General features: G+C 51.8%; 21 protein-coding genes and 1 tRNA gene. 13 read left to right on the top strand and 9 right to left on the bottom strand.

The window, feature by feature from the left end; translation table 11 throughout:
- Positions 1-687 precede the first annotated feature (687 nt).
- Positions 688-1,626 (top strand): site-specific integrase, encoded by a 939-nt coding sequence (locus tag B5E56_RS00765; protein ID WP_087387831.1) that lies wholly within the window; start codon positions 688-690, stop codon positions 1,624-1,626.
- A 38-nt stretch (positions 1,627-1,664) separates the two neighbouring features.
- On the opposite strand, the gene B5E56_RS00770 is transcribed toward B5E56_RS00765, so the two are convergent.
- On the bottom strand, positions 1,665-1,868 hold the full coding sequence (locus B5E56_RS00770) for a hypothetical protein (protein WP_087387833.1): 204 nt from the start codon (positions 1,866-1,868) through the stop codon (positions 1,665-1,667).
- 413 nt (positions 1,869-2,281) lie between these two features.
- Between B5E56_RS00770 and B5E56_RS00775 the strand changes: the two genes are divergently transcribed.
- The 4 genes from B5E56_RS00775 (at position 2,282) to B5E56_RS00785 (ending at position 5,982) form a co-directional block, all read left to right on the top strand.
- Positions 2,282-3,181 (top strand): hypothetical protein, encoded by a 900-nt coding sequence (locus B5E56_RS00775; protein ID WP_087387835.1) that lies wholly within the window; start codon positions 2,282-2,284, stop codon positions 3,179-3,181.
- Between the two features lies 1 nt (position 3,182).
- Positions 3,183-4,001, top strand: coding sequence for a hypothetical protein (locus tag B5E56_RS00780; protein ID WP_143383100.1), 819 nt, complete (start codon positions 3,183-3,185; stop codon positions 3,999-4,001).
- 273 nt (positions 4,002-4,274) lie between these two features.
- On the top strand, positions 4,275-4,466 hold the full coding sequence (locus tag B5E56_RS14335; protein ID WP_143383101.1) for a hypothetical protein: 192 nt from the start codon (positions 4,275-4,277) through the stop codon (positions 4,464-4,466).
- The gene (locus tag B5E56_RS00785) at positions 4,417-5,982 is read left to right on the top strand and encodes a recombinase family protein (protein WP_087387839.1); all 1,566 of its coding nucleotides are present in this window, start codon (positions 4,417-4,419) and stop codon (positions 5,980-5,982) included. Before B5E56_RS14335 ends, B5E56_RS00785 begins: the two co-directional genes overlap by 50 nt.
- A gap of 42 nt (positions 5,983-6,024) precedes the next feature.
- On the opposite strand, the gene B5E56_RS00790 is transcribed toward B5E56_RS00785, so the two are convergent.
- Positions 6,025-6,267: a helix-turn-helix domain-containing protein gene (locus tag B5E56_RS00790; RefSeq protein ID WP_087387841.1), complete on the bottom strand. Its 243-nt coding sequence runs from the start codon at positions 6,265-6,267 to the stop codon at positions 6,025-6,027.
- A gap of 187 nt (positions 6,268-6,454) precedes the next feature.
- Between B5E56_RS00790 and B5E56_RS00795 the strand changes: the two genes are divergently transcribed.
- The 8 genes from B5E56_RS00795 (at position 6,455) to B5E56_RS00830 (ending at position 15,639) form a co-directional block, all read left to right on the top strand.
- Complete coding sequence (locus B5E56_RS00795) at positions 6,455-6,853, top strand: SLOG family protein (RefSeq protein ID WP_242958702.1); 399 nt, start codon at positions 6,455-6,457, stop codon at positions 6,851-6,853.
- Between the two features lie 110 nt (positions 6,854-6,963).
- Positions 6,964-8,553: a type I restriction-modification system subunit M gene (locus tag B5E56_RS00800; protein WP_087387845.1), complete on the top strand. Its 1,590-nt coding sequence runs from the start codon at positions 6,964-6,966 to the stop codon at positions 8,551-8,553.
- Positions 8,553-9,731 (top strand): restriction endonuclease subunit S, encoded by a 1,179-nt coding sequence (locus B5E56_RS00805; protein WP_242958703.1) that lies wholly within the window; start codon positions 8,553-8,555, stop codon positions 9,729-9,731. The genes B5E56_RS00800 and B5E56_RS00805 overlap by 1 nt, the downstream gene beginning before the upstream one ends.
- Before the next feature lie 9 nt (positions 9,732-9,740).
- Positions 9,741-10,721 carry a DUF2971 domain-containing protein gene (locus tag B5E56_RS00810; protein WP_087387847.1) on the top strand — a complete coding sequence of 327 codons (981 nt, stop codon included), beginning with the start codon at positions 9,741-9,743 and terminating at the stop codon, positions 10,719-10,721.
- A gap of 23 nt (positions 10,722-10,744) precedes the next feature.
- Positions 10,745-14,119 carry a DEAD/DEAH box helicase family protein gene (locus tag B5E56_RS00815; protein WP_087387849.1) on the top strand — a complete coding sequence of 1,125 codons (3,375 nt, stop codon included), beginning with the start codon at positions 10,745-10,747 and terminating at the stop codon, positions 14,117-14,119.
- Positions 14,120-14,159: 40 nt separating this feature from the next.
- Entirely contained in the window at positions 14,160-14,636 is a 477-nt protein-coding gene (locus B5E56_RS00820) for a hypothetical protein (RefSeq protein WP_087387851.1), read from the top strand.
- A gap of 82 nt (positions 14,637-14,718) precedes the next feature.
- Positions 14,719-15,519 carry a hypothetical protein gene (locus B5E56_RS00825; protein ID WP_087387853.1) on the top strand — a complete coding sequence of 267 codons (801 nt, stop codon included), beginning with the start codon at positions 14,719-14,721 and terminating at the stop codon, positions 15,517-15,519.
- Positions 15,520-15,558: 39 nt separating this feature from the next.
- A tRNA-Ala gene (locus tag B5E56_RS00830) sits at positions 15,559-15,639 on the top strand.
- Between the two features lie 32 nt (positions 15,640-15,671).
- Here B5E56_RS00830 and B5E56_RS00835 read toward each other — a convergent pair.
- The 7 genes from B5E56_RS00835 to B5E56_RS00860 all read right to left on the bottom strand — a co-directional run bounded on the left by B5E56_RS00835 (position 15,672) and on the right by B5E56_RS00860 (position 24,051).
- A complete protein-coding gene (locus tag B5E56_RS00835) occupies positions 15,672-17,294 on the bottom strand; it encodes a recombinase family protein (protein WP_087387855.1) in 1,623 nt (540 codons plus the stop codon).
- A gap of 103 nt (positions 17,295-17,397) precedes the next feature.
- Positions 17,398-17,574: a hypothetical protein gene (locus B5E56_RS14555; protein WP_158098629.1), complete on the bottom strand. Its 177-nt coding sequence runs from the start codon at positions 17,572-17,574 to the stop codon at positions 17,398-17,400.
- Between the two features lie 392 nt (positions 17,575-17,966).
- Positions 17,967-18,479 carry an RNA polymerase sigma factor gene (locus B5E56_RS00840; RefSeq protein ID WP_087187193.1) on the bottom strand — a complete coding sequence of 171 codons (513 nt, stop codon included), beginning with the start codon at positions 18,477-18,479 and terminating at the stop codon, positions 17,967-17,969.
- Between the two features lie 404 nt (positions 18,480-18,883).
- Positions 18,884-21,523, bottom strand: coding sequence for an ATP-binding cassette domain-containing protein (locus B5E56_RS00845; RefSeq protein WP_087387857.1), 2,640 nt, complete (start codon positions 21,521-21,523; stop codon positions 18,884-18,886).
- Entirely contained in the window at positions 21,520-22,503 is a 984-nt protein-coding gene (locus tag B5E56_RS00850; protein WP_242958705.1) for a TIM barrel protein, read from the bottom strand. The genes B5E56_RS00845 and B5E56_RS00850 overlap by 4 nt, the downstream gene beginning before the upstream one ends.
- Positions 22,500-23,405, bottom strand: coding sequence for an energy-coupling factor transporter transmembrane component T (locus B5E56_RS00855; protein WP_242958706.1), 906 nt, complete (start codon positions 23,403-23,405; stop codon positions 22,500-22,502). The genes B5E56_RS00850 and B5E56_RS00855 overlap by 4 nt, the downstream gene beginning before the upstream one ends.
- A gap of 16 nt (positions 23,406-23,421) precedes the next feature.
- Complete coding sequence (locus B5E56_RS00860) at positions 23,422-24,051, bottom strand: DUF4430 domain-containing protein (protein WP_242958707.1); 630 nt, start codon at positions 24,049-24,051, stop codon at positions 23,422-23,424.
- Positions 24,052-24,163: the final 112 nt, after the last annotated feature.

Consider the following 24,163-nt stretch of genomic DNA (forward strand, 5'->3'; position numbering starts at 1 on the left):
GGTCCTGTTTGCAATAATCTGCTTTTTGCTGGCGTTCGTGGTACGTATGAGACCCGTCGCACGGTTAAGAGCAACAGGGCTATACGTCCGCAGTAACATCGCGGACAGTGGTCGAGCGAATATCAAAGTCGCATCCAACGCGGAAAGCGGGGGCGGCCGATATTTGCAAGCCACACCAACAAAGGACAGAAGGTGCGAAAACAGAGCATCGGTACACGGCGCGCGTACCAAAGGGCCGGACGGCGCTTGGTATGCCACTGTGAGATCTCCTCCAGAGAGAGGAGGTCTCAGCGCCGTGGTATCGCACGATGAGCCGCTTTCCGCATCGATGGAGGTTATATTTTGGAGATAAACCAAAATATAACCGACCATCGCAATAATTTTGAAAATTTCCTCTATATGAGTCGTTGGGCCATGCCCGTCGCTCGTGCGACACCTCATATAGCGGATGCTATACGCATCCGAAAAAGTTCCAAAAACCTTTGAAAATCACTTTCTGTCTTGGCGGTGCTGCCCCGCGGGTTAGTCACTCCCCTCCACTCCTATTTAGGGTGGGGTCAAAAAAAGGATGTTGAGAAAAACAGCAGTGCTATCAGTTGAACGAAACGGCGGGTCGAAATCCCCGGCGCCGGAGGGCTCGAAATCATGGGGAGAAGTGCGCCCATCAGACAGAAAGGAGTTTTCTATATGGGAAGAAAAGAAGGCGGGAGCCTCTTTCATCAGATGATAAACGTGCCGGATGTGTTTACCTACAGCCATCGAACTGACAAGGATGGCAACGCCATGGCGGTCAGCGACCAGACCAGAAAGGATTATCAAAACTGGCTCCATAAGTCAGCGGACTATTTCAAAGGCCTGGGCATTCGCCGGCTCTCTGACATCGACAAGGAGAAAATACAGGCGTACGCCGATTATCTGAAAGCGAACGGCAAGACGGCGTCCACCATTCACAGCTATCTGACGCCGCTCTGCAAGGCGACGGGCGTGGAACTGGCGGAAATCGAAAAGCCCATACGCCACGCCAGCGAGTTCAGCCGCAGCAGCGGAATCGGCAAGGCCGATGGAGGCCGTCCCGCCGAACTGAACGCCATGATTGGGCTTCGGGTGGACGAGCTGCGCCAACTGCGGGGCAGCGACATCAAAGAGCGGAACGGCAACACCAGTGTCATCGTCCGCCAGGGCAAGGGGGGAAAATATCAGGAGCAGAAGGTTCTGCCGGAGGATGTGGCGGCCGTTCGGAAGTTCTTCGACGGTTCCGAGCGGAAGGTCTTTCGGATGAACGAATTTGTCCACGGCTTTGACTATCACGGGCAGCGCCGCGAACACGCATACAAAATGCTGGTATACTATACAGAGCGCCTGAAGACAGAGCCGGGATATCGGAAAGCGCTCTACAAAGAGCTGGCGGACCAGTGGCACCGCAACAACAAGAAGCATCGGGACAAGCTGGAACCCCTCTCTTACTTCGATAAGCCCTACATCTTGCGCGGCAAGAATCGTGCGCTGGCCATCGCCCAGGGCAAGCCCGTCGTGCTGGACCGTCTGGCCCTGCGGGCGGTGAGTATTCTGCATCTTGCTCACTGGCGGGACAAGGTGACGGTGCAGAGCTACTATTTCAGCCGTTAAAAAAAGTCGTCCCGCCGCAAACAGGCAGGACGACAATATCATTCCTCTTCTTTTGTATCGCGCTTATCCCGTTCCATGGTTTCGGAGATTGCCCGACGAACAAAGGTATTCAGGGATTCATTTTGGGATGCTGCGTGTGCTGCAATCACATCCTTTTCTCCCTGCGGGACGCGAATCTGCAGATTATCAAATTTTTGATGATACTTTTTGCTCGCCCGCAGTTGAGCCTCTGTTTGTGCCACAGCTGCACCCCCTCATTCCTGTCATTTTCCGCTATATAAAGTATACTTGCTGCGGAGAATTCTGCCAAGATATATGTGTATGCACATATCCAACAAATCAACTGCGAAATATTTGTCGATATTGCACTCTTGATATGTGCATACACATATATTATACTGTACTCAGAAAACAAAACCGTACGGCAGCATAAGGGAGCGCCAACTCCCTTATGCCTGCGCAGGTGATTAGGCCACCTACACAACGGATGACTCCGCACCGCAGGGATAGTATACCCTTTTTTGCCGCGCATGGCAAGAAGGACTACCCTTGCGGCAGGAGAAAATCCAATGCTCCGGAATCCTCCGAGTACCGTGTAGGCACACGCCTGCACGGTACTTTTTGTTTTCCAACAAATTAAAGGAGGAATTCCCCTATGAAAAACGAATCAGTAAACCCCATCGCCGTCGCGCAGAATCTGGTGACGGCACAGAATCCCGAGGAATTGCAGGAAGCCATGAAGGCGATTCACTGTAACTGTCTGACCCAGCCTGTGGATACGATTCGGGAACTCGCCAAGCATCTGGAAGCGGTCACCAAGGCTACTCTCATGGACCGTGTGCGCGAGGAAGTGAAGAACGGCAGCTGCGCTGAGAATGTTTCTGTCGCGCTGGAGGATGCGGAAAATCTGGTCAATCCCGCTCTCCCTGCTCCCATTTTCAGCGCCAAGGCTCGTCAGCTGGCGCTGGATGTGAAGTATCTGTCCTCTCTGGGCGACTACTGCAATCAGCGGGTACAGCTGCTGGACGAGATTCAGCATCTCACCGGCGAGGAAGCTGAGGCCATTTCCGGTCGTCTGGCAGAGCGTCTCGGTGATTTGCTCATCTTCGAGGTACTGGTGGACAACACCGATGGCGACAAGGTGCTGGCCCGTCAGGTTCGTCTATGGCAGATGCTCCATATGGCCCGTGAGGAGGGTCAGATGCAGTTGGCGCCCTATTTCCTGGCGCTGGATGAAGACGGCAATGTACAGTCGCTGCTGCCTTGCTGCATCCCTATTGGAGCCCCTGCCAAGGTATTTTACAGCTGTGCCGGCATTCTCAAGGCGCTGGCCTATCAGCAGGATGTGTGGGAGTACAACGCCCTGGTGAACGCCCTGCATGAGAAGGTGCAGACGGAGGTGCTGCAGCGCATCAGCCGGGGCAGGGACGATGAGAACACTCGACTGCTGGCAGAACTCTTTGCTCTGCTTCGTGTGGTCGTGAGCAGCCACAGCCCAGCCGTCTGGGATTATCCCCGTTTCGAGGAAATCAAAAAGAAGCTGGAGGGTAACTGATATGGATTTGATGAACTACTCCACTTTGCGTACCCTTTCCCGTATTCTGACCGCCGCCCCGCAAGGGCGGCAGGTCGGAGCGGTGCTGGACAAGGTACATAGCTGGCAGACGACGACGCCTCACACGAACTCAATGCTGATTCCCACCCTTCGGTATGAGGTCTATGAATCACTGAAAGCAGATACGGCGGCGTTGGAACTGCGCTATATGGTATCCCCCGCCCTTCATGCGGCGCTGCACGCCGCTGAGGTGCTGGACGAACTGCGGGAGGGCACCGGATGTTATCAGCCCACCTGGGATGAGGAGCCGCTTCAGATGCTGCCCGAGGAGACCCGGGAGCGTTGGCTGGACACCTTCGAGCGCGATGAGGACGCCGAGGATTTGGTCATGGAGACGCTGGCTGTTCTCATGGCACAGACGCACAATTATCCGCTTTCTCTGGAACTGACGCAGTATCTGGTGACATATACGCTGGCGGTGGAACTGAGTAAGGTGCAGCATGAGGCCCATCCCCGCAAGGAGACGGTACGCTGCATCAAGCTGGCAAAGTATCTAACGCCCTGGGAGCGTCCTCACACCATTGACTACATCTGCCACAAGGACGGGGAGGTCTTCCTGTTGGACGGCGAGATCGACAAGGGCACCTGCGAGGACTATCTGGACGCCATCCATCAGGCGGAGAAGTCTGTGGCCCACGACGATTTGAAGCGGTATCTCAAGGACCGCACTGCCCAACCGTGTTTCGACTTCGAACTGGAAAAAGCGGTGCATAGCTGGCTGGGCGACGAATACAAGCGCCGGGGCGTGCCAGTAGAGTAAGTAGAACCGTTTGGGTGTTCCGCAAACCGCCTTGCGGAACACCCATTTTGCTGCCTGACACCGTTTGAAATTTTCTGGTGGTGCATTTCTGCCATAATGATAGGTGAGGAGAGTTTTCTCCATCACAAGAAGCCGCAGCGACTTACACCGAAAAAAGAAGCTGAAATACAACGAACAACCCTTTCCGATTTTTGTTATATCTATCATTCAAAAAGTTACCAACTTATTTTGAACATTTGAAAATTGACCTTTCCTGCGGCGGAAAGGAAGATTATGCATTACCAGCAGAAAGACATTTTAGGCTGTCATGTGCAGCTGGAATTTCCTGCACAGACGCCGGTGGACGTGCATACCCAGCTCAGCACGATTTTGACGGAGCTTGCCTTGGCGCAGGCGGAGAAAGGAGGTGAGACCCATGAAACGGGTGATATGTCTGTACCGGGTATCAACCATGAAGCAGGTTGAAGATAACGACCTTCCCATGCAGCGGGAGGCGTGTCGGGCCTTTGCGGCTCAACATCCGGACTGGAAGATTATTGACGAGAAGTATGAAAAAGGCGTTTCCGGCTTTAAGATTCGGGGTAAGGACCGGGACGCCGTGGCAGAGCTGCTGGTAGAGGCGGAGGGCGGAGCCTTTGATGTGCTCCTGGTCTACATGATGGACCGCTTGGGGCGCATTGCGGATGATACGCCGGTTATCGCCAAAACCATTGCTTCCTGTGGCGTGGAAATCTGGAGCGTCATGGAAGGACAGCAGCATTTCGATACCCAAAGCGACCATCTGATGAACTACATCCGCAGCTGGGCGGCAGAGTGCGAGAGCGTCAAAACCTCCATGCGGACCAAAACCCGCTTGGCACAAATTGTTCTGGAGGGACGTTTCCGGGGCGGGAAGGCTCCCTATGGCTACCGTCTGGAAAAGCAGGGGCGCAAAAATGCCCGCGGACATGAGGTCTATGAGATCCTCGTGAACGAAGAGGAGGCACCTGTGGTAGCGCATATCTTTGCGCTGTCGGCACTCAATGGGTACGGCAGCCGGAAAATTGCCACTGCGCTGACGGAGGAAGGTTATCGGAACCGGAATGGAAAACCGTTTCATCCTTCCACCATTCAGAATATGCTGAAGAATGTGCTCTACACCGGCGTACTCCGTAGCGTAGAGTCCCTGTCAGAAGTCTTTCCCCATCTGCAAATCATTCCGGAAATGGTGTTTAACCATGTGCAGGCACAGATTCAGCAGCATCGCAGCGACTACGAGGGCTCCCGACTCTCGCCGGTGACTCGGAACGGACAGGCGCTGCTCTCCGGCAATATCTTCTGCGGAACCTGCGGAGGGCGGCTCATCTCCACCACGGTACGCAGCACACACCATCCGAAAAAGGGCGTCAATCCCCGGGTACCTATCTACCGCTGTTACAATCGCATTCAGCATAAAGAGCTGTGCGACGGGCAGAGTACATACCGGGCTGATAAGGTAGATGCGGTGGTGGAGGCGGCAGTTTGTGAGGTTCTGGACCGCATCCGTGTCATCGACCAGAAGGACTATCTGAAAAAGCGCCGCCAACAGGAGCTGAACGCCGCCCGCATCAAGCTGCGTCAGCTGGAGAGTTCGTATAATAGGGCGGTGGAGGAGCGTAAACAGCTGAGCAGTCATATGGTGGATGTGCTGGAAGGCAAAAGCCCTTTTACCGCCGAAGATTTGAAGGAGCGGATGGACGAAGCCAAGGCAATGGCGAAGGAATTTGCGCAGCAGATGGAAGCACAGAAGGCTCTGTTGCGGGAGACCCAGCTGCGACAGGAGGCGGTCGAGGAGCATTTCCAGCAGCTCAAGGGCTACGCCCAGGTCTATCAGAACGCTACCATGGAAGAAAAGCGCCGTATTGTTTCAGCGCTCGTCGAGCGCGTGACCGTCTCTCGGGGGTATGAGATTCACATTCAGTTCCGTGTGGGTCTGGATGTGCTAAACAGTCTGGATAACTAAACGACAAGCCGCCGGTGCGTTGCATCGGCGGCTTTTTTGCATTTATTTGATTTCCTGCTCCAGAGCATCAAACTCCGGCGTGGAGAAAAATTCCCCCAATGTGATTTCCAGGCCATCACACAATTTTTTGATGGTGACGGTACCCGGATTCTGACTTTCGCCGTTCAGAATGCTTTTGACCGTGGCCTGGGGTACAGCGGCAAGATTGCTCAAACCGTTCGGCGTCAGACCGCGTTCCTCGCACAGTTGTTTAATTCGGAATACAATCGCTTCCCGTGTATCCATCGCCTTCTCCTTAGTGACATATCGTCTTTTCCATATGATATGTCATCCCGGATTGGCATATTAGTGATGTTTCACTAACTCGAAAATTTGTGGTAATATAGTGATACATCACTAATTTGGAGGTAGTACGATGGGAACGGAAAAGACATGTTGTGTCACGGGGCACCGTGATATTCCGGAGGAAAAAATGGACAGAATTCAGAAATTGCTGCGTCAAGAGATTCTGGCAGCTATTGAGGACGGCTATACCCATTTTATCAGCGGTTTTGCTACCGGAGCCGATTTACTCTTTGCGGACATTATAGCGGAGCTGAAGGAGATCTACCCCATCACCCTGGAAGCTGCTATCCCCTACCCCGGACGCATGAAAACACCGGATGAAACCTTTCAAAGGCTCATCCAGTGCTGCGATACGGTGAAGATTCATTCTGATTCGTATTTCAAAGGCTGCTATATGCGCCGCAACCGTTATATGGTGGACCAATCTCAGCGGGTGGTTGCCGTCTACGACGGCCGCCTCACCGGCGGCACCGCCGCCACGGTGCGGTATGCCAAGGGAAAAGATGTACGGGTTGTGTGGAGATAGCTGCCACTTTGCAACTCATTCTTGCGGGAAGCGCTTGGATACGATAAAATGGAATATCATAGAAAATGCCCGGAGATTCTGTTGAAAACCGGGCGGCAGGAGGAACACACATGGTCACAGGCACCATTAAAAATAAAGTGGATAAAATCTGGACGGACATCTGGGCCGGTGGCATCACCAACCCTTTGACAGTCATTGAGCAACTGACCTATCTCATGTTCATCCGCTCTCTGGATGAAAAAGAGCTGGAGACCGAGGAATTTGAGAACCTGAGCGGCGAGAAGCTGGACAAGATTTTTCCCCAGTCCGCTGTGGGCCAGTCCATGCGCTGGAGCAAGTTCAAAAACGACGACCCCCGGGCGATTTACGACGTGATTTCCCAGCGGGTCTTCCCTGCCATCAAGAACATGAAGCACGGCCATCTGCCGGACTTCAACCAGCAGGGCGAACTGGTGGAAATCGAGAACGAGGCGGACGGCAGCGAGGGCAACACCGCCTTTGCCCGCTATATGAGCGACGCCATGTTCCTTATCCCCACGCCCCAGGTACTGCAAAAAATCATCACCGGCCTGGACGACCTCTATGAGCACGACCTGACGGGGCTGGATATGCAGGGCGATTTGTATGAGTATATGCTGAGCAAGCTGTCCACCGCAGGCCAGAACGGCCAGTTCCGCACACCAAAGCACATCCGGGAGATGATGGTGGAGCTGCTGCGTCCCACGCCGGAGGACATTATCTGCGACCCGGCCTGCGGCACGGCGGGCTTTCTGGTTTCGGCGGCGGAGTATGTTCGGAGCCACTATGAAAACACCATGACCAGCGAGCAGTGGGAGCATTTTGCAGGCCCCATGTTCACCGGCTTTGACACCGACCGGACCATGCTGCGCATTTCCGCCATGAATCTGATGCTCCACTCCATCAGCCGCCCGGAGATCGACTACAAGGACAGCGTGTCCAAGCAGAACGAGATTCGGGACAAGTTTACCATGTGCCTGGCAAATCCCCCCTTCAAGGGCACGGTGGACGCCGAGAGCATCAGCGATAATCTGAAAGCCGTCACCAACACGAAAAAGACCGAGCTGCTGTTTCTGGCTCTCTTCCTGCGGATGCTGAAAAAGGGCGGTCAGTGCGCCTGTATCGTGCCGGACGGAGTGCTGTTCGGCTCCTCCAAGGCCCACAAGGCCATTCGGAAGGAGCTGGTGGAGAACCATCAGCTCCGGGCGGTCATCTCCATGCCCTCTGGCGTGTTCAAGCCCTACGCCGGGGTGTCCACGGCGGTGCTGGTGTTCACCAAGACCGGCGCAGGCGGCACGGAAAATGTGTGGTTCTACGACATGAAGGCCGACGGCTTCTCTCTGGACGACAAGCGCAGTGAGATTGCGGACAACGACATTCCCGATATCATCGGGCGGTTCCACAATTTGGATAAGGAGGCAGACCGGCAGCGCACGGAGCAGAGCTTCTTTGTGCCGAAGCAGGAGATTGCGGACAACGACTATGACCTCTCCATCAATAAGTACAAGAAGGTGGAGTATGTGCCGGTGGAGTATCCCTCTACGCAGGAAATTATGAAGGATATTGTCGCCACGGAGTCAGAGATTCAGAAGGGCATCAAATTGCTGTGGTCCGATTTGGAAGGAACACCTTGGTCTGAACTCGAAGGAAAGACCTGGGCGGAGCTGGAGGGGATGCTGTAATGGTAAGACTGGGGGATATTTGTATACAGATTACAGACGGAAGCCATAATCCACCTACCGGTGTTGGAGAAAGCAAATACTTAATGCTAAGCTCAAAAAATATTGATGATGATTGCATCACGCTAAACGACCCACGGTATTTATCCAAAGACGCTTTTGATACAGAAAACAAACGAACAAATATTGAAGCAAACGATTTGCTTATGACTATTGTAGGTACAATCGGTCGTGTGGCTATTGTGCCTAACAGATTGACTAATATCTGTGTTCAACGTAGCGTAGCAGTTCTTAAACCAAAATCAGATATTGTCTATAATCGATTTCTCATGTATTACTTGCAAAATATGCGCCCACATCTTGAACAAGAATCCAGAGGTGTAGCGCAGAAAGGCATATACTTAAAACAAATCGGAAACTTAGCAATATCTCTCCCTCCCCTTGATGAGCAACGCAAAATTGCGGCTGTGCTGGACAAGGTCAGCGACCTGATTGCCAAACGCCGCCAGCAGCTGGATAAGCTGGACGAGTTGGTCAAAGCGCGTTTTGTGGAGATGTTTGGGGACCCGGTAGTAAATCCTTATAGATTTCCGATGGTTAAATTGGGGTCTGTATTAACTGTCGAACCACAAAATGGACTCTATAAACCGCAATCTGATTATGTAGTTGATGGAAGCGGAATCCCCATTCTGAGGATAGACGGTTTTTATAATGGTAAAGTAACAGATTTCCAGAAACTTAAACGGCTACTGTGTTCTGATGAAGAGATACAGAAATTTTTGCTGCACGAAAATGATATTGTGATAAATCGTGTAAACAGTATAGAATATTTGGGGAAATGTGGATTAATACAGGGGTTGCTTGAAGAAACGGTATATGAATCCAATATGATGCGGCTACATATCGACGAAAGCAAATTCAATGTATACTATATAGTTTATCTGCTATGCTCCCAATTTATCTACAATCAAATTCTTGGTAAGGCAAAGAAGTCTGTTAATCAAGCCAGTATAAACCAAAAAGATGTGCAAGGTCTTATGGTATATATACCAGCGCTGACATTACAAAACCAATTTGCCGCACTTGTCGAGCAAACAGAAAAAACAAAAGCTACCGTCAGCCGCAGCCTGGAAAAGCTGGAAACGCTGAAAAAGGCGCTGATGCAGAAGTATTTTGGGTAAGGTGACACGATGATAAGCGAATTAGATATATTAGTGAACAATCTAGGCTTTGAATCCTGCAATGAGCTTTATAAGAAGTTCATGCCTCCGATTTTTGCAGGAGAGGTAATTTATCATTATACATCATCTTCTGCTTTGCAATCCATTTTAAACGGTGTCCCTGATAAACTGATATTGTGGGCAAGCCGTTTTGACTGTTTAAATGATAAAACAGAAGGAATATTCGCTAGAAAAGTTTTTGTGGAAATTTGCAATGAAATGTATCAAAAAGGTGAGATAAACGAGGAGTTATATTCTATTTTAGTGAATACCCCACCTACTAAAACCACAATATTTTATCATGTGGGAGATAGAGGAAAAACCACAAGAATAAATAGCGAGCAATTTTTGGCATCATTATCGCTAGATGGGGATTCTTTGGCAATGTGGAAATATTACGCTAAGGGAAACCTATATGATGGGCGTAACATTGAACTTGCGACCAATAAAATTGAAAAGTCGTTAGAAGCGCAATTTATAGGTAAAGAAGTCGCCTTTAAAATATATCCTGTGGTATACAGAAAAGAAAAACAAAAAGAACTGATTACAGGTTTTATAAGCATTATAAAAGAGTCCAGAAAGTACAATCAGGATGACAAATTAGTGCGGGCGCTTGTTTCAGCCCAATTAGCGCAGTGGGCGTTGGTTTTTAAGAGTCAGCATTTTTCTCATGAGGAAGAAGTTCGGATTATCATAGATGTAGGAAGAAAAACAAATAATGGTGTTCTGCAAGAATCTCCTATACCAATCAAATATCGGGACAGTAATGGATATATTATCCCATTTATTGAATTGAGTTTAAGTAAGAATTCTCTAAAAAGTGTGACTCTAGCACCAATGGGATGTGAAAAAGATATAAAAGATATGCAAAAAACTGTTTTAGAGGATATGCTATGTCGGTATGGGTATGGGGCTAAAGGAGACTATTCAGAGATTGATTTGCGGTACTAAATTGTCTTAGGCGGTGACCAATTATGCCTAACTTCTCATTTTTGACTGAAAGAACTGAATACGCCCTCTTTGCACCGGCGTGTGTGGAGGCGGAGAAGATTTTTGCCTCCGCCCCGGCCCTGTGCGCCGTGGGCTGCCGCAAGGCGCTGGAGCTGGCGGTGAAGTGGGTCTACGCTGCCGACATCACCATGAAGCTGCCCTACAAGGACAATCTCCAGTCCCTCATCCACGAGCCCACCTTCCGCTTTGCCGTGGACTCCAACACCTGGGGCAAGTTTCCCTTTATCATCAAGCTGGGCAATCTGGCGGTACATACGGAGCGCAGCGTGCAGAAGAGCGACGCCCTGGCGGCGCTCCGGGGCCTCTTTGAGTTCGTGGAGTGGATCGACTACTGCTACGGCAGCGACTATCAGGAACGCAGGTTTGACCCCTCCCTCATTCCCTCTGGACAGGTGGAAGTGGACGCCGCCAAGGTCAAGGAGCAGGAGAGCCTGCTGGACGAAAAAGAGGCTCAAATCGAGGCGCTGCGCAAGCAAATCGAAGAGATGGCCGCCCAGTACACGGCAGCCAAGGAGCAGCACCAGCAGGCGCGCACCTTCCAGCCGGAGGAACTCTCGGAGTTCAAGACCCGGAAAATCTACATCGATGTGGACATGAAGCAGATGGGCTGGAAGTTCGACGGCCCCGACGCCGACGTGCGGGAGGAGTACGAGGTGGAGGGCATGGCCGGCGTGCCCGGTCAGCCCGGCTACTGTGACTATGTCCTCTTCGGCAAAGACGGTCTGCCCCTGGCGGTGGTGGAGGCCAAGCGGTCGAGCAAGGACCCCAACATCGGGCGTAAGCAGGCGGTTTTATACGCCGACTGCCTGGAGCAGAAGTTTGGCCGCCGCCCCATGATGTTCACCACCAACGGCTTTGAGACCTATTTCTGGGACGACCAGAGCGGCCCTCAGCGGAAGGTCAGCGGTATTTTTAGCAAGGACGATTTGCAGAAGCTGATGAACCGCCGGGAGGAACGGCAGAACCTGGACGACATCCCCATCGACGACAAAATCACCGACCGCTACTATCAGAAGGAGGCCATCCGGGCCGTCTGCGGCCAGGTACAGAAGGGCTTCCGAAAGCATCTGCTGGTCATGGCCACGGGCACCGGTAAGACCCGGACGGCTTCCAGTCTGACGGATGTGCTGAGCCGGGGCAAATGGGTCACCAATATTCTGTTTCTGGCCGACCGCACCGCTTTGGTGAAGCAGGCCAAGGACGATTTCAAAAACTATTTGCCGGATATGTCCCTGTGCAATCTCTGCTCCAACAAGGACGACCGAAACGCCCGCATTGTGTTTTCCACCTATCCCACGATTCTCAACGCCATCGACGACACAAAATCCAAGGACGGGCGGCAGCTCTTTACCCCAGCTCACTTTGACCTCATTATTATCGACGAGAGCCACCGGAGTATTTTCAAGAAGTACCGGGCAATTTTTGAGTATTTTGACGCCCTGATGGTGGGTCTCACTGCCACGCCCAAGACGGATGTGGACCGCAACACCTACGACTTCTTTGAGATGGAGCACGGCGTGCCCACCTATGCCTACGACTACGAGACGGCGGTCCATCAGGACCATGTGCTGGTTCCCTACTACAACTACGAGGTCAAGACCAAGTTTCTGGACGAGGGCATCACCTACGACGACCTGTCCGAGGAGGACAAGGAGCGCTATGAGGACGATTTCATCGAGGACGGCGTGATGCCGGAGTTCATCCCCTCGGCGGCACTGAACAAATTTGTATTCAATGAGCTGACGGTGGACACCGTGCTCCAGGATCTCATGGAGCGGGGCATCCAGGTGGCCGGCGGCGACCGGCTGGGCAAGACCATCATCTTCGCCCAGAACAAGCGCCACGCGGAGTTCATTCTGGAGCGGTTCAACAAGCTCTATCCTCAGTACCACGGGACATTTGCCCAGCGGGTCATCTGCGACGACGCCTATGCCCAGACCATTATCGACGACTTCAAGCAGGCGGAGAAGGAGCCTCACATCGCCGTATCCGTGGACATGATGGATACGGGCATCGATGTGCCGGAGTGTGTCAATCTGGTATTTTTCAAGAAGGTGCGCTCCAAGGCAAAGTTCTGGCAGATGATTGGCCGGGGCACCCGGCTGTGCAAAGGACTTGCCTGCATCGACCAGATTGACGGGGAATATACGGACAAGCGCCGCTTTTTGATTTTTGACTACTGCGGTAACTTTGAGTATTTCCGGGAGCACAAAGAGGGCTATGAAACCCGGGAGACGAAAACTCTATCGGAAAACATCTTCGGCAAGCAGGTAAAAATCGCTATGGCCCTCCAGGAGAGCGCCTTTGCCGGGGAGGACTATCAGGCTTGGCGAAGTGAGTTGGTATCTGCCTGCCATGGACAGGTTGCCGAGCTTCAGCCGGAACTGATTTCCGTGAAACTGCGGATGCAGTATGTGGAAAAGTTTAAGAAGCCGGAGGCATTCACTCTCATCAGTGAGAGCGACAAGGGAGAACTGCTGGAGCATATCGCGCCCCTGGTTCGACTGAACGACACCGATGAGTTTGCCAAGCGCTTCGACAATTTCATGTATGGACTGATTCTCTCCAGCATTGAACAGCTGCCGGCGTTCCGCTATGCCCAAAAGCAACTGCGGGACACCGCCGCCCTTCTGGAGCGTAAGGTCAGCATCCCTCAGGTGAAAGACAAACTGGATGTGATTCGGGAGGTTCAGACTGACGCCTTCTGGGAAGCGGGTGACATTCTGCTTTTTGAGCGGGCGCGGAAAGAGCTGCGGGATCTCATCAAGTTCTTGGACGACGGCGGCGGCGAACAGAAGCGCATCATCACCAAACTCACCGACCCGGTCATTGACCGGCAGGAGGGTTCTCCACTGGATGCCGCCTATGACTTTGAGGACTACCGGGCCAAGGTCAACCGCTATGTGAATGAGCACGGGAATACGCTGGCCATCTACAAGCTGACCCACAATATTCCGCTGTCTATGGGCGACTATCAGGAATTGGAGCGGGTACTTACCAGCGAACTGGGCAATAAAGAGGACTATACCCGGGAGTTTGGCGATACACCCTTTGGACTTTTGGTGCGGAAAATCGCCAAGCTGGACCACGGCGCAGCCATGCAGGCCTTTTCCACATTTATCAACGACCAGTCTCTCAATCAGCAGCAGATTGCCTTCTTACACAAGGTTATCAATCATATTGAGCTCAATGGTTACATGGAAAGCGTAGCGGTATTGACCAAACCACCTTTCGACAAGCCCATCAGCTTTTTGAAGCTGTTTGATGCCAAGACCCGGGATTCCATCGTGGAGGCTATCAATCAGGTGCGGGAGAACGCCGTGGAAGTGACGGCGTAGTTTCTATTGGGGAGAGCTTTGGGGGAATGGAGGAAACACTGTGAATTCAAATATAGATGCTTTTGAAATGTTCCGTACCGGCTGCGAATTTTCTGATTGTGCAGATTTTTGTCTAAAGGAGGCATCTACTCCACACCCCAAGTTTCTCTCTTATGCATCGCCAGCTGTGGTCAATGCAGCTTTCGCTTGTGAGGTTTTTCTGAAGCTGCTACTTTATTGGAATGGAATAGAGGGAAAAAAGATACACGAACTGAACGACCTATTTGAGAAGCTGCCTAATAATATGCAGATAGGTCTTAAAAACAGCGTTATTTCACGTTACGGGAGATGGAATGATGTATGGGGGTTTGACTGCTTGGATAATGTGACAGATGCATTTGTTATCTGGAGATATAGCTATGAACATGATTGGGGCAAAAGTACACAGATGCATGTCGATTTAGGGTTCCTCATTGCATTTAGGGACGCCTTAAAAGAACTGTGTTGCCAATCATTTGGTTGGGTAGAGAACCCATAAGATGACAAATCGTACAGATAAGATTGGCGGCATACACTGTATTCTTAAAAAATATAGAAATATCCGGGGAGAAGATACAAACATGGACTATACACAAGGATATGTTGCTTTTATTGATATCTTGGGGTTCAGCAACTTTATTTTGGATGACCAAAACGCTGAGAAGGTTAAAGATATATTTGAATTTGTTGGAAAATTTCAGCATTTATTCAACACGTCACCTGAATTGAATACAAAAATTGCTTTCTTTTCAGACAGTATTGTGCTGACTACAGATGATAAAGAAAAAAGCCTTACTATGCTGTTCCTGGCTGTTTGTATAGTTGAAACACACTTAAGAGATAGAATAAATCTCTATTTTAGAGGCGGTTTAACAAAAGGTCTGTATTATCATGAGGGCTCCATAGCATTTGGTCCTGCAATTGTTAAGGCATACCAATTGGAGTGCCAGGCAAAGTATAGCAGGATTATTCTCGATGAAAATATAGTGGCTGAATTGAACATCGCTTCTCATCCAATCATAAAAGACCTGGATGGATGTTACTGTTTTAATCCATACAGTATGGCATTGTTTGATGAAGCTACAAGCAAAGACAGCAAGACTAAAGAGAAAATTTTTGCAAGAATGAGAAAAGAACATGAACTGCTTTGCGACGCAATACATAGAAATTTGCACACAAGAGTCGCGGATAAATATCTTTGGAGAATTCATCCATATAACAAGGCTTGCGATGAAATCTTAGCTGTTTTGCAGGAACTGAACTTAGAAAGTAACGAAAGTGATGTTGCCATGATTCAATCTCTCAAAATTGTGGTAAGTGATTTTGAAGAAGCAAACTCTGATATAACACGCCTTATTTCTTCAGTATCCGAAATGACTTGATGCGATTTAAAAAGTAAAATGTCTGTTTTTTTGCCCTCAGGGCCTGTCATACGCATAGTTCGGGAGAGCGTACGGTTCGCATCCGTAAGGTCGTCGGTTCGATCCCGATTGGGTCCACCAAAGACAGGCTTGTTCGCGCAAGCCTGTCTTTTTTATGCCGTGATATATACCAAAGGCTGCTCACTTGTTCCCTGATCCTGGCACTCTGTTGCCATTGTGCGGAACTCCTCAAAGGAAACATTAAATTCAATCTCCAGTGTGTAATCTCGATAGACATAAACAGATTTGATAAACTGGGAAATAATCATCTTCTTGGCAGCAAAATTACAGTTGTCATAGAGGTCAGCCCAGGTCTTTATCTTCTCATACTCTTTCCGCTCTACATCAGCGTTCGCAAGATGAATGTCCAGTTCTTCCCTCGCTGCCTTTACCGCGGCCTCAAGCTCTGTTATCTCGGCCTTCGCTTTGCTGACAAGTTCGTTCAGAAACTCCATATCAAACTTGCTCTGCCCGCGAATGACCTTGATTCCTTCATTTTGGTAATCAACCAGTTCTCTTTGCTTTTCTGCTAACTGCACCGTTGCCAGATGGTGTCTTGCTTTTGCCAATTCGATGGCTTTCCGGTTCTGTTTCGCAACAATATCTTCCCCGGACGCGGCACTGATTTTAGAAAGTTGATAGCGCACGATCCGGTCTATAATCCCATCCAATTTCTTTACTCCATAGCCTGACTGTCCATCACATTCTCCCGGATGACGGACATTATAGTGACACTGATACCTGGCGCGAACATCATGGTAAATACTTCCGTCCTTTCGCACCCGGTTCCTGCCTCCAGTGGTTAAGGTCAGCCGATTTTTACAATGGCCGCAAAAAATATTCCCTACCAGGAGAGATTGTCCTTTTAGGTTCAATGGAGTTTCTGCATGGTGTGTCGTTCTGTCAGACATGATTTTCTGTGCCCGGTCAAAAGTTTCCTGGTCGATGATCTGTAATTCTGGAATAAAAGCCGATTGTGCATCCCCATTCCGTATTACTCCCGTATAGATAGGATTCTTGATGATACGGTTGATGGAGGTATTCGGAAAGTTCTTTCCGTTAGGCTTGCGGATTTTCTTTTCTTCCAGATACCTGGAAAGACGCTGGGCACCATATCCCTCGTTCACATACTTGTGAAAAATCAGTTGAATGATTTTCGCGGCGTCTTCGTCTACCGCCAAATCAAAGACTTCTTTGTTCCGCTTATTGGTACGGCCTCGCTTATCCAGGCGATAGCCATACGCAATAGAGCCGCCCGTATAAAAGCCGCTCTCTGTGAGCTGCTCCAGCCGGGTCTTGGTGCGTACAGAAGTCTTGATACTCTCACCCGACGCTTGCCAGTAGCGTATGTAGTTCAACAGCTTATCTACATGATTGTCAAACCGCTGCTGTCCCTCTGTTGCACTCCAAACTTCAATTCCATTTCGCACAAACCACTCAACAATGAACGGAGTTTCATCATCCTTGCGGCCCAGGCGGTCAAACATATAGACCAAAAGAATATCAAACTTTCCCTCTACCGCGTCACGCTGAAGCTCCTGGATGGCGTCTCTTTCTTTTGCAGATTTCTTAAAACCGGAAACGCCTTTCTCGTATACTTCCTTTTCAAGTTTCCAATTAGGATGTTCTGCAATAAAAGCCCGACAAAATTCTCTCTGCATAGGGATGTCGTTTTTCTCAACCTGTCCTACCGTAGATACACGATAAAGGCAATCAACTCGCACTACATTTTCCATAACATACACCTCATTCGCTATGGGAACAGTGTATGTATCCTTGTTTTCTCTATTTCTCTATCTATTTGTCAAGGTACACTTCACACTATTATTATAGCATTTTTTAGTAATTTTTGCAATAAATAGAGCGTTTTTTGTCAAGAAAGTTCTGATTTACAAGGGTGCCTTTTACTTTTTCCATCACACCGGGGACAGGCTTTTCTGCATATCGCATAATTACAGTGCAGCCATTAATCGTGATTACTTCACTCGGAAATTGTTTTGTCTCCAAAGGTTTCATATTCTTCTCCCATCTTTTGCGTCTCACGGTGAGACGTAAAAAGCCATATCATTCGGAGTGTCCATTGATAGGTGCAAGTAAGGATAGACAAGCCAGCGGCGGGTGGCAACCGCTCCATAGGCTATAAACCTCCCCCCATTCCCGTGGGCGGGGCGTCCTACGCTGTGACGCATAGCCGACGCAAGTAGCATGATCCCGTATTTGTGTCATGGCCTGCGGCTTTGCCAAACCGTGTTACGCTGCTGGTGTGGATCGCTCCTTTCTGCCGGAGCTGTCACCTCCTTTCCCGGCAGAAGATCCCTGCGCACCCAGCGTTTGGCTCAACAGAATACGGCAAGTACTGGCTCGTCCTATTCAGTTGTCAGAAAGATCGAAGGAATAAAACTCGTCCTTCACTTACCGCCGTTTTTGGTCCCGTTCTGCACCCACCTTTCCAAAAATTTTTTTAGAATTTTTTTGGCTGCCAATATTCTCTTGGATATATTCTGGTGTTTGACCTTCTCTTGCGCCGCAATTTCCTTTATGGTCAGTCCCTCCACACAGTAGAGCCAAAGACGGCGGCGTTGAGGCGCAGTCAGGCAGGCGTCCAGGCCCTCGGCCAACAGGCGGCATAGGCGGGCCCGCTCCTCCTGGTCGTATTGATCCATGACCTCCGTTTCGGCAGAGAGCACCGCAAAGGATAGTTCAGCCAGTCCTTCCAGCGAAATTGTCCGGTTACTGTGCCGGTGATCCGCTTTCTCAATCGCGTGGTAGTTTTCATCGGACCAGCGTTTCCATTTTTCAAACTCCTCCGCACTGGAGAAGTCGGCACGGGTCAGGCGGATATGTATTCCGGTGGCGCTTTTGCATACGATGGCGTCCGGGTCCTTCTTATTCAGAGCATAGTCACTATTGCGATCAAACATATTGGCTCCTCCTTTAATTTTCGTTGATTCGTGGATGGTCAACGAAAATCGGGAGGAGAGCGGCAGGAATATCTTTTTCCGCCAAAATGCAAATTTTTTTCTAAGTTTTCAATGGTTTTTCCGGGCCGGGATAGGACAGGGCAAAAATCACATCCATACCTCGACACTTCGCCCCAATATCTTCCAGATTTTTTGAGGGATACTCGGATAACTTGTCGAGAAAAAAATGAGGCGCAGACAACCAGTTGGTTGTCTGCGCCTTTTCAGCGGCTGGGCTTATTTGATTTGGTGGCGAATGAGCTCTCACATATAAATCAAAAGGGACGACTTCCCATCTTTATCACCCGGTCCCGCTTTTAGCTATTTTACTAGCTCGCTATGCTTTCTGATCTATGTACATGGCATTACGATATCAAACCATACTTGACTTTTATCCGATCCAGCTTTTCCAGCATCGGCTCGGCACCGAACCATAGAAACAGCCAGGTGGCCATGGCGTGGATGCAGTCAAAGGGCATTCCTACGACATAACTGCTCAGCAGAATGCCGCCTGTCAGTTCCCGGTTTGCCGTCAGAGCCGAAGCCGGATTCATGATACCACCGTAAATCAGAATCGCGCAGAGAGCACCAAAGACACACAATGCACCCCGGGTTCTCATCAAAAGTCCTTTGCGGAACAGGATACCGGCGAGAAAGCCGATGATACCCATGGAAAACATCTGCCATGGTGCCAGGGGGCCTTGCCCGAACATGACGTTGGAAGCCAGCATCGTCATGGCTCCCACCAAAAAGCCGGTTTCCCCTCCAAAGGCCACGCCTGCGATGATGGTCACCGCCATCACCGGCTTGAACTGGGGCAGCATGAAAAAGAATGCCCGGCCCGCCACGCCAATGGCGCACAGCACCGCGATGATGACCAGCTCCCGTGCCTGTGGCTTCCGGCCTTCAAAGACCAGGAAAAAGGGGAGCATGGTCTCCAGCAGGATCAGGAGGGAGATAAAATAATACTTCTTCCCGCCCAGATAGGTGATCCCCACAAAGAGCGTCACCGGAATGAGCAGCAAGATCAGAACCGTTGCCACCAGTGTGCGTTTGGCCAGCTTCCGCTGTTCCTTTGGTGGCTGCCTCAGATAGTCTGGCCGGTGGCTGCGGCGTGTAATACACACGGCAAACACGATCAAGGAAATGCAAAAAACCAGGTATAATAGCAGTTGCTCTCCCGCCAGGGAAGTCAATCCATCGGTAGTGACCAGCGCGGTTAAATCTGTTACGCCCATAAAAGAACAAAACAGAATCAGCGCAATCCCGGCCGACAATGCGGCCAGCAGCTTGCGCCACCAGGGTAGTTTTTTTGGTTTTTCCGGCGGACTTCCTTCTTCCGGCTCCGGCAGGGGCGGGATATCATCCGGCAGCTTCGGTACGGGCGGCAGATGACCACCGCACAGGGTAATTACATCCTCCGGCGTCACAGCTTCAGGCTCCAGCTCCCGCGCCATACGGTTGGCAGAGGTAGTATAAAAGCTGTTGCCGGAAAAGAAAGCCCGGGGCGTACCCTCTGCCACGGTACTGCCGTCAAAAAACAGAGCGCAGCGATGGGCATAGAGGGCACAGAATCCGATATCATGACTGACCATCAGGATCGTAACGCCCCGCCGCAAAAGCACCTGCAGAATCTCCGCAAGCACCTGTTTGAACTCCGCATCCAGCCCCTTTGTGGGTTCATCCATCAGCAAAATGTCAGGGTTCAGCAGTAAGACCTTGGCCAAAGCCGCCCGCTGCTGCTCGCCGCCGGACAGGTCGTAGGGGTGACGATCCAACAGCCCTTCCAGCCGGCACAGGGCTACCACATGGGCAATCCGCTCCGCCTGTTCGGCTTTTCTGCCGCCCAGAATCTCTGCCAAATCCTCCCGAACCGTTTTCTTTACAAAGAGGGCCTGGGGATTTTGGGGCAAAACACCGATTGTGCCCCGGCAGCTTACCGTGCCCCGATAGGGCTTCAAAAGCCCGGCCAGCAGCTTTAGAGACGTGGATTTACCTGCGCCGTTTCCGCCCAGAAGGGCGTAGAACTCCCCTTTTTTCAGGGTAAGGCTCAATCCTCGCACCACATCCGGGCTGTCTTTCTCATACTTGAACCACAGCTCCGATGCCTCCAGTACAGGATCTTCCGGATATACCCGTGACGGTTCCGGCGGTATTGGATGCAGCGGATGCTTTGCTCCATAGTCTGTCAGCCACTCCCGGCCTTCCCGAACAGTAACGGGGCATAAACCGTTCTGCTCCACTGCCGCCCACACCCGCATAGCGGTAGGCATGGCCAGGAACATGGTATGCCCGCTCGTCCGCAGGGCTGCGCCCACCTCCTCAGGTGTGCCGCTGCACAGCAGCCGCCCTTCCTCCATGACGGCCACCCTGGTGGCCAGGGGAAACGCATCTTCCAGACGATGCTCGGTCAGAATGATGGTTGTACCCAGCTCCCGGTTGATCCGCCCAAGGGTGGCCAGAAAATCCGACGCTGCGATGGGATCCAGCTGGGAGGTGGGCTCGTCCAGAATCAGTACCGAGGGCTGCATGGCCATGACGGAGGCCAGATTGAGCAGCTGCTTCTGTCCGCCGGACAGCTCGGTCACATTTTTGTAGAACCAGTTTTCGATGCCGAAGAAGGCCGCCATCTCTGCCACCCGCTGGCGGATCACCGGCGTTTCATAGCCCAGGCTCTCCAGCCCAAAGGCCAGCTCATGCCAGACCTTGTCAGTGACGATCTGGTTGTCGGGACTCTGCTGGACAAAGCCGATTCGCTCCGTCTGCTGCCGCTGATCCATGGAGTCCAGCGGCTGTCCTTCAAAGAGAATGGTGCCGCTCCGGCTTCCGTGAGGCGCAAGAACTGTTTTCAGCTGCCGCAGCAGCGTGGACTTTCCGCAGCCGGAGGGGCCGCAAAGTACCAGAAATTCTCCCCGCCGGACAGTCAGGTTCATATCATGAAGGATGTCTTTGGATTGTTCTGGATAGGAAAAGAAAAGATTTCTAATTACAAAGGTGTCTGTCATGGGGCGTTCTCTCTCTTTCGCAGCAGAGCCTGCTGGCTTGCGATAGCCCTTGTCCGCTCCGCTCTGGTACGGGAGGTCAATTCGTGGGTCAACCAGGCCGGTTCAATTCGCGCAAGAATGGGCAATATGGCAGAGTCTGTCCACGGGCGGTGCTGATCGATTTGCAGGACATGGGCATAATTGACGGAAAAGCGTTGACCAAATTCCTCCGGCCATTCTTCCGGCAATCGGCCCGTATGGCTTTGGACATAGGGGCCGCTGAGGGATTGATGAAAATGAATGCCGCGGATCATAGCGCTGAGACTGCCGTGTCGATCCAGCATAGCGCCGATGTAGGCTGCGCCCTCTGCCTGGTTGCGCAGGCCGGTACAACAGTTCATCAGATGGCCCGTGTCCAGCAGGATACCCTTGTTGTCATAGCGGATGCCGTCCAGCAGCCGTTCGGTCTGTCTGGGGTCGGTGAAGGTAAAGCCCGGCCACCACTGGTTCTCCACCAGAAAGGCAAACGGCCACGCCTTCCCTTGCAGGAGTTCGTTGATCAGCTCCAGGGCAGCGGTGATGACCTGATCGTTGCTGTGAGAAAACCGATAGGTAAAGCACTCCTCCATGGAGACGTCTGAAACATGGAACACCACATATTCGGCGCCCAGGCGTTTTGCACGTTCCAGGTCGTCACGGTACTGCCGCAGCAGCGTCTCCCGGCCCAGTCCGCCGTACACAGCGGAGGCTTGTTCCAAAGTGCCGTATTTCTCCTTCAACGCCGGCCAGTTACCGTTCCAGAGATCCACCCAGTCATGGAAAAAGATCAGGTGGTAGCCCTGTACCAGCCCGGCAGGGAGTGCTTCCGGGATGGGTTCCCCACCCCATATGGCCTCAATGCCGTCACAGCCCAGGGCGTGCACCTCCTGCTGCAGGTCCGTCCAGTCCCGGTATTCCCGCAGCGTATCAGAATAGAGCGGCAGGCTCATACTTTGAATCATGTTGCAGTCTCCTTACTATGCAGCCCAGCCCACACCCGGTCTGCATGGACGTTGATTGCCACCGGCGTCAGGCACAACCCTGCCCAGCAAAGCAGAAGGCAGACGGTCACAGGCGTCAGCGGCGCGCCTTTTATGGTTGGATAATACCGCCAGAAAAGGCCGCCTGTCAATGCGCTCCAGCCGAGAACACCCCCGCAGAAGCAGAGCCACAGCAGGATCATCTTGTCCCGCTCATCAAAGCGGTAAATGGAAAATGCCGTTCTGCCCGGCAGCCCATAGCCCCGGCTCTTCATGCTGTCCGCCGTCTCAATGGCATTTTCCAGCGCCCAGGTAACCATAATGGAGAAGATTGTCACGGCGTTTCGGATCCGCCGCAGGAGGCTGCCATCGGAGACGTCCCGCCCCACACAGCGCTGGGCCTCGCTGACCACATGAAGCTGCGCCTTGAACTTGGGCACAAAGCGCAGCGTCATGGACAGCACCAGGGACAGGGCCGGGATCACTCTGCCGAACAGATACACGAACTTGTCGGAGGTCATCACGGCGGTATAACAGGAAAACCAGGAGATCACGGCGGCCAGCATGGCGGCGGCGGAAACGCCGTAGAGAATGCTCTCCAGCGTCAGGGGGTTACCCGTGGGCAGATAGGTCAGGATTGTAATGCCCTGGTGATTGAAGGCGGGATTGATTATCAGTGTCAGGAGCATCATGGGCAGGAGAAACGCCAGGGAAAACCGCACCGCCCGCTGCCCGTTGAGATATACCGCATAGACCAGGCTACCGGCCAGAGAAAGCCCCAAAATGGCAGGGTGTAAGCAGAACATGGTCACCAGCAGAACCAACAGGAAATACAAAAAATTGATGATTGGGTGACAGCTGGAAAAGGTATCTCTATTTCGCAAGGAATTCTCCTTTCCGTTACGTTACCGGCCTGCCGACATCAGCTCCATAATCGCAGGTATAGACCCACTCTACGATATCGCCGTCCTGCAATTGATAGCGGCTGCATCCGTAGTTGGGGAACCAGTCGTTGACACTGTACATCCAGCCGGACAGCTCGCCCACATCGAATTCGTAGAGGTTGTGGATGCCTTCGATATAGGCGGAGTTATACATAGGCGTATCCTCAAACTCCATATGGATCTTCTGCTGCTTGCAGGTGCGCTGGAGTACGTTGAAGACGCTCTCTCCTTCATAGAAGGTGACGGTCATGGGTTCCAAGATCCATCCGTCCTCCGGAACCAGCTCTTTCTTTTCCGGATCGCAGAGATCCAGATTATCCAGAATGGTCGCGCAGGAGATGGAAATGGTGCAGCTGTACGCTGTTGTGCCGATAGTCACATCCTGAGGCTCCACCGGCAGTGGTTTGCCTTCCGGCACCGGATCAGTCAGATACTGATCCTTTCCCGTCTCCGGGTTAATGGCCATCTCCGGCTGTTCGGATGGCCGGGGCTGTTGAGAAGCGGTCGGCGCAGGAGTCTGCTCCGGCGTGGCATTTGGCGGCTCTTCCGTTGCATCGGGTGTATCGGGTTCCGGTGTATGTTCCACAGGCGTCTCTTCAGGTTCCGGAACTGCCGGGGGCCCCTTCGTCTGGGCCGGTTCCGGCGTATCGTGCAGATCACCTTCCAGCGCAGGCTGGGACGCCTCGTTTGCCGGGACA

Source organism: Flavonifractor sp. An112 (assembly GCF_002161085.1).
GTDB lineage: Bacteria > Bacillota > Clostridia > Oscillospirales > Oscillospiraceae > Flavonifractor > Flavonifractor avicola.

Excerpts from the sequence above, each read along its gene's own strand:
- B5E56_RS00765 (WP_087387831.1), top strand. The coding sequence starts at position 688 with ATGGGAAGAAAAGAAGGCGGGAGCCTCTTTCATCAGATGATAAACGTG.
- B5E56_RS00775 (WP_087387835.1), top strand. The coding sequence starts at position 2,282 with ATGAAAAACGAATCAGTAAACCCCATCGCCGTCGCGCAGAATCTGGTG.
- B5E56_RS00780 (WP_143383100.1), top strand. The coding sequence starts at position 3,183 with ATGGATTTGATGAACTACTCCACTTTGCGTACCCTTTCCCGTATTCTG.
- B5E56_RS14335 (WP_143383101.1), top strand. The coding sequence starts at position 4,275 with ATGCATTACCAGCAGAAAGACATTTTAGGCTGTCATGTGCAGCTGGAA.
- B5E56_RS00785 (WP_087387839.1), top strand. The coding sequence starts at position 4,417 with ATGAAACGGGTGATATGTCTGTACCGGGTATCAACCATGAAGCAGGTT.
- B5E56_RS00790 (WP_087387841.1), bottom strand. The coding sequence starts at position 6,267 with ATGGATACACGGGAAGCGATTGTATTCCGAATTAAACAACTGTGCGAG.
- B5E56_RS00795 (WP_242958702.1), top strand. The coding sequence starts at position 6,455 with ATGGACAGAATTCAGAAATTGCTGCGTCAAGAGATTCTGGCAGCTATT.
- B5E56_RS00800 (WP_087387845.1), top strand. The coding sequence starts at position 6,964 with ATGGTCACAGGCACCATTAAAAATAAAGTGGATAAAATCTGGACGGAC.
- B5E56_RS00805 (WP_242958703.1), top strand. The coding sequence starts at position 8,553 with ATGGTAAGACTGGGGGATATTTGTATACAGATTACAGACGGAAGCCAT.
- B5E56_RS00810 (WP_087387847.1), top strand. The coding sequence starts at position 9,741 with ATGATAAGCGAATTAGATATATTAGTGAACAATCTAGGCTTTGAATCC.
- B5E56_RS00815 (WP_087387849.1), top strand. The coding sequence starts at position 10,745 with ATGCCTAACTTCTCATTTTTGACTGAAAGAACTGAATACGCCCTCTTT.
- B5E56_RS00825 (WP_087387853.1), top strand. The coding sequence starts at position 14,719 with ATGGACTATACACAAGGATATGTTGCTTTTATTGATATCTTGGGGTTC.
- B5E56_RS00835 (WP_087387855.1), bottom strand. The coding sequence starts at position 17,294 with ATGGAAAATGTAGTGCGAGTTGATTGCCTTTATCGTGTATCTACGGTA.
- B5E56_RS14555 (WP_158098629.1), bottom strand. The coding sequence starts at position 17,574 with ATGAAACCTTTGGAGACAAAACAATTTCCGAGTGAAGTAATCACGATT.
- B5E56_RS00840 (WP_087187193.1), bottom strand. The coding sequence starts at position 18,479 with ATGTTTGATCGCAATAGTGACTATGCTCTGAATAAGAAGGACCCGGAC.
- B5E56_RS00845 (WP_087387857.1), bottom strand. The coding sequence starts at position 21,523 with ATGACAGACACCTTTGTAATTAGAAATCTTTTCTTTTCCTATCCAGAA.
- B5E56_RS00850 (WP_242958705.1), bottom strand. The coding sequence starts at position 22,503 with ATGATTCAAAGTATGAGCCTGCCGCTCTATTCTGATACGCTGCGGGAA.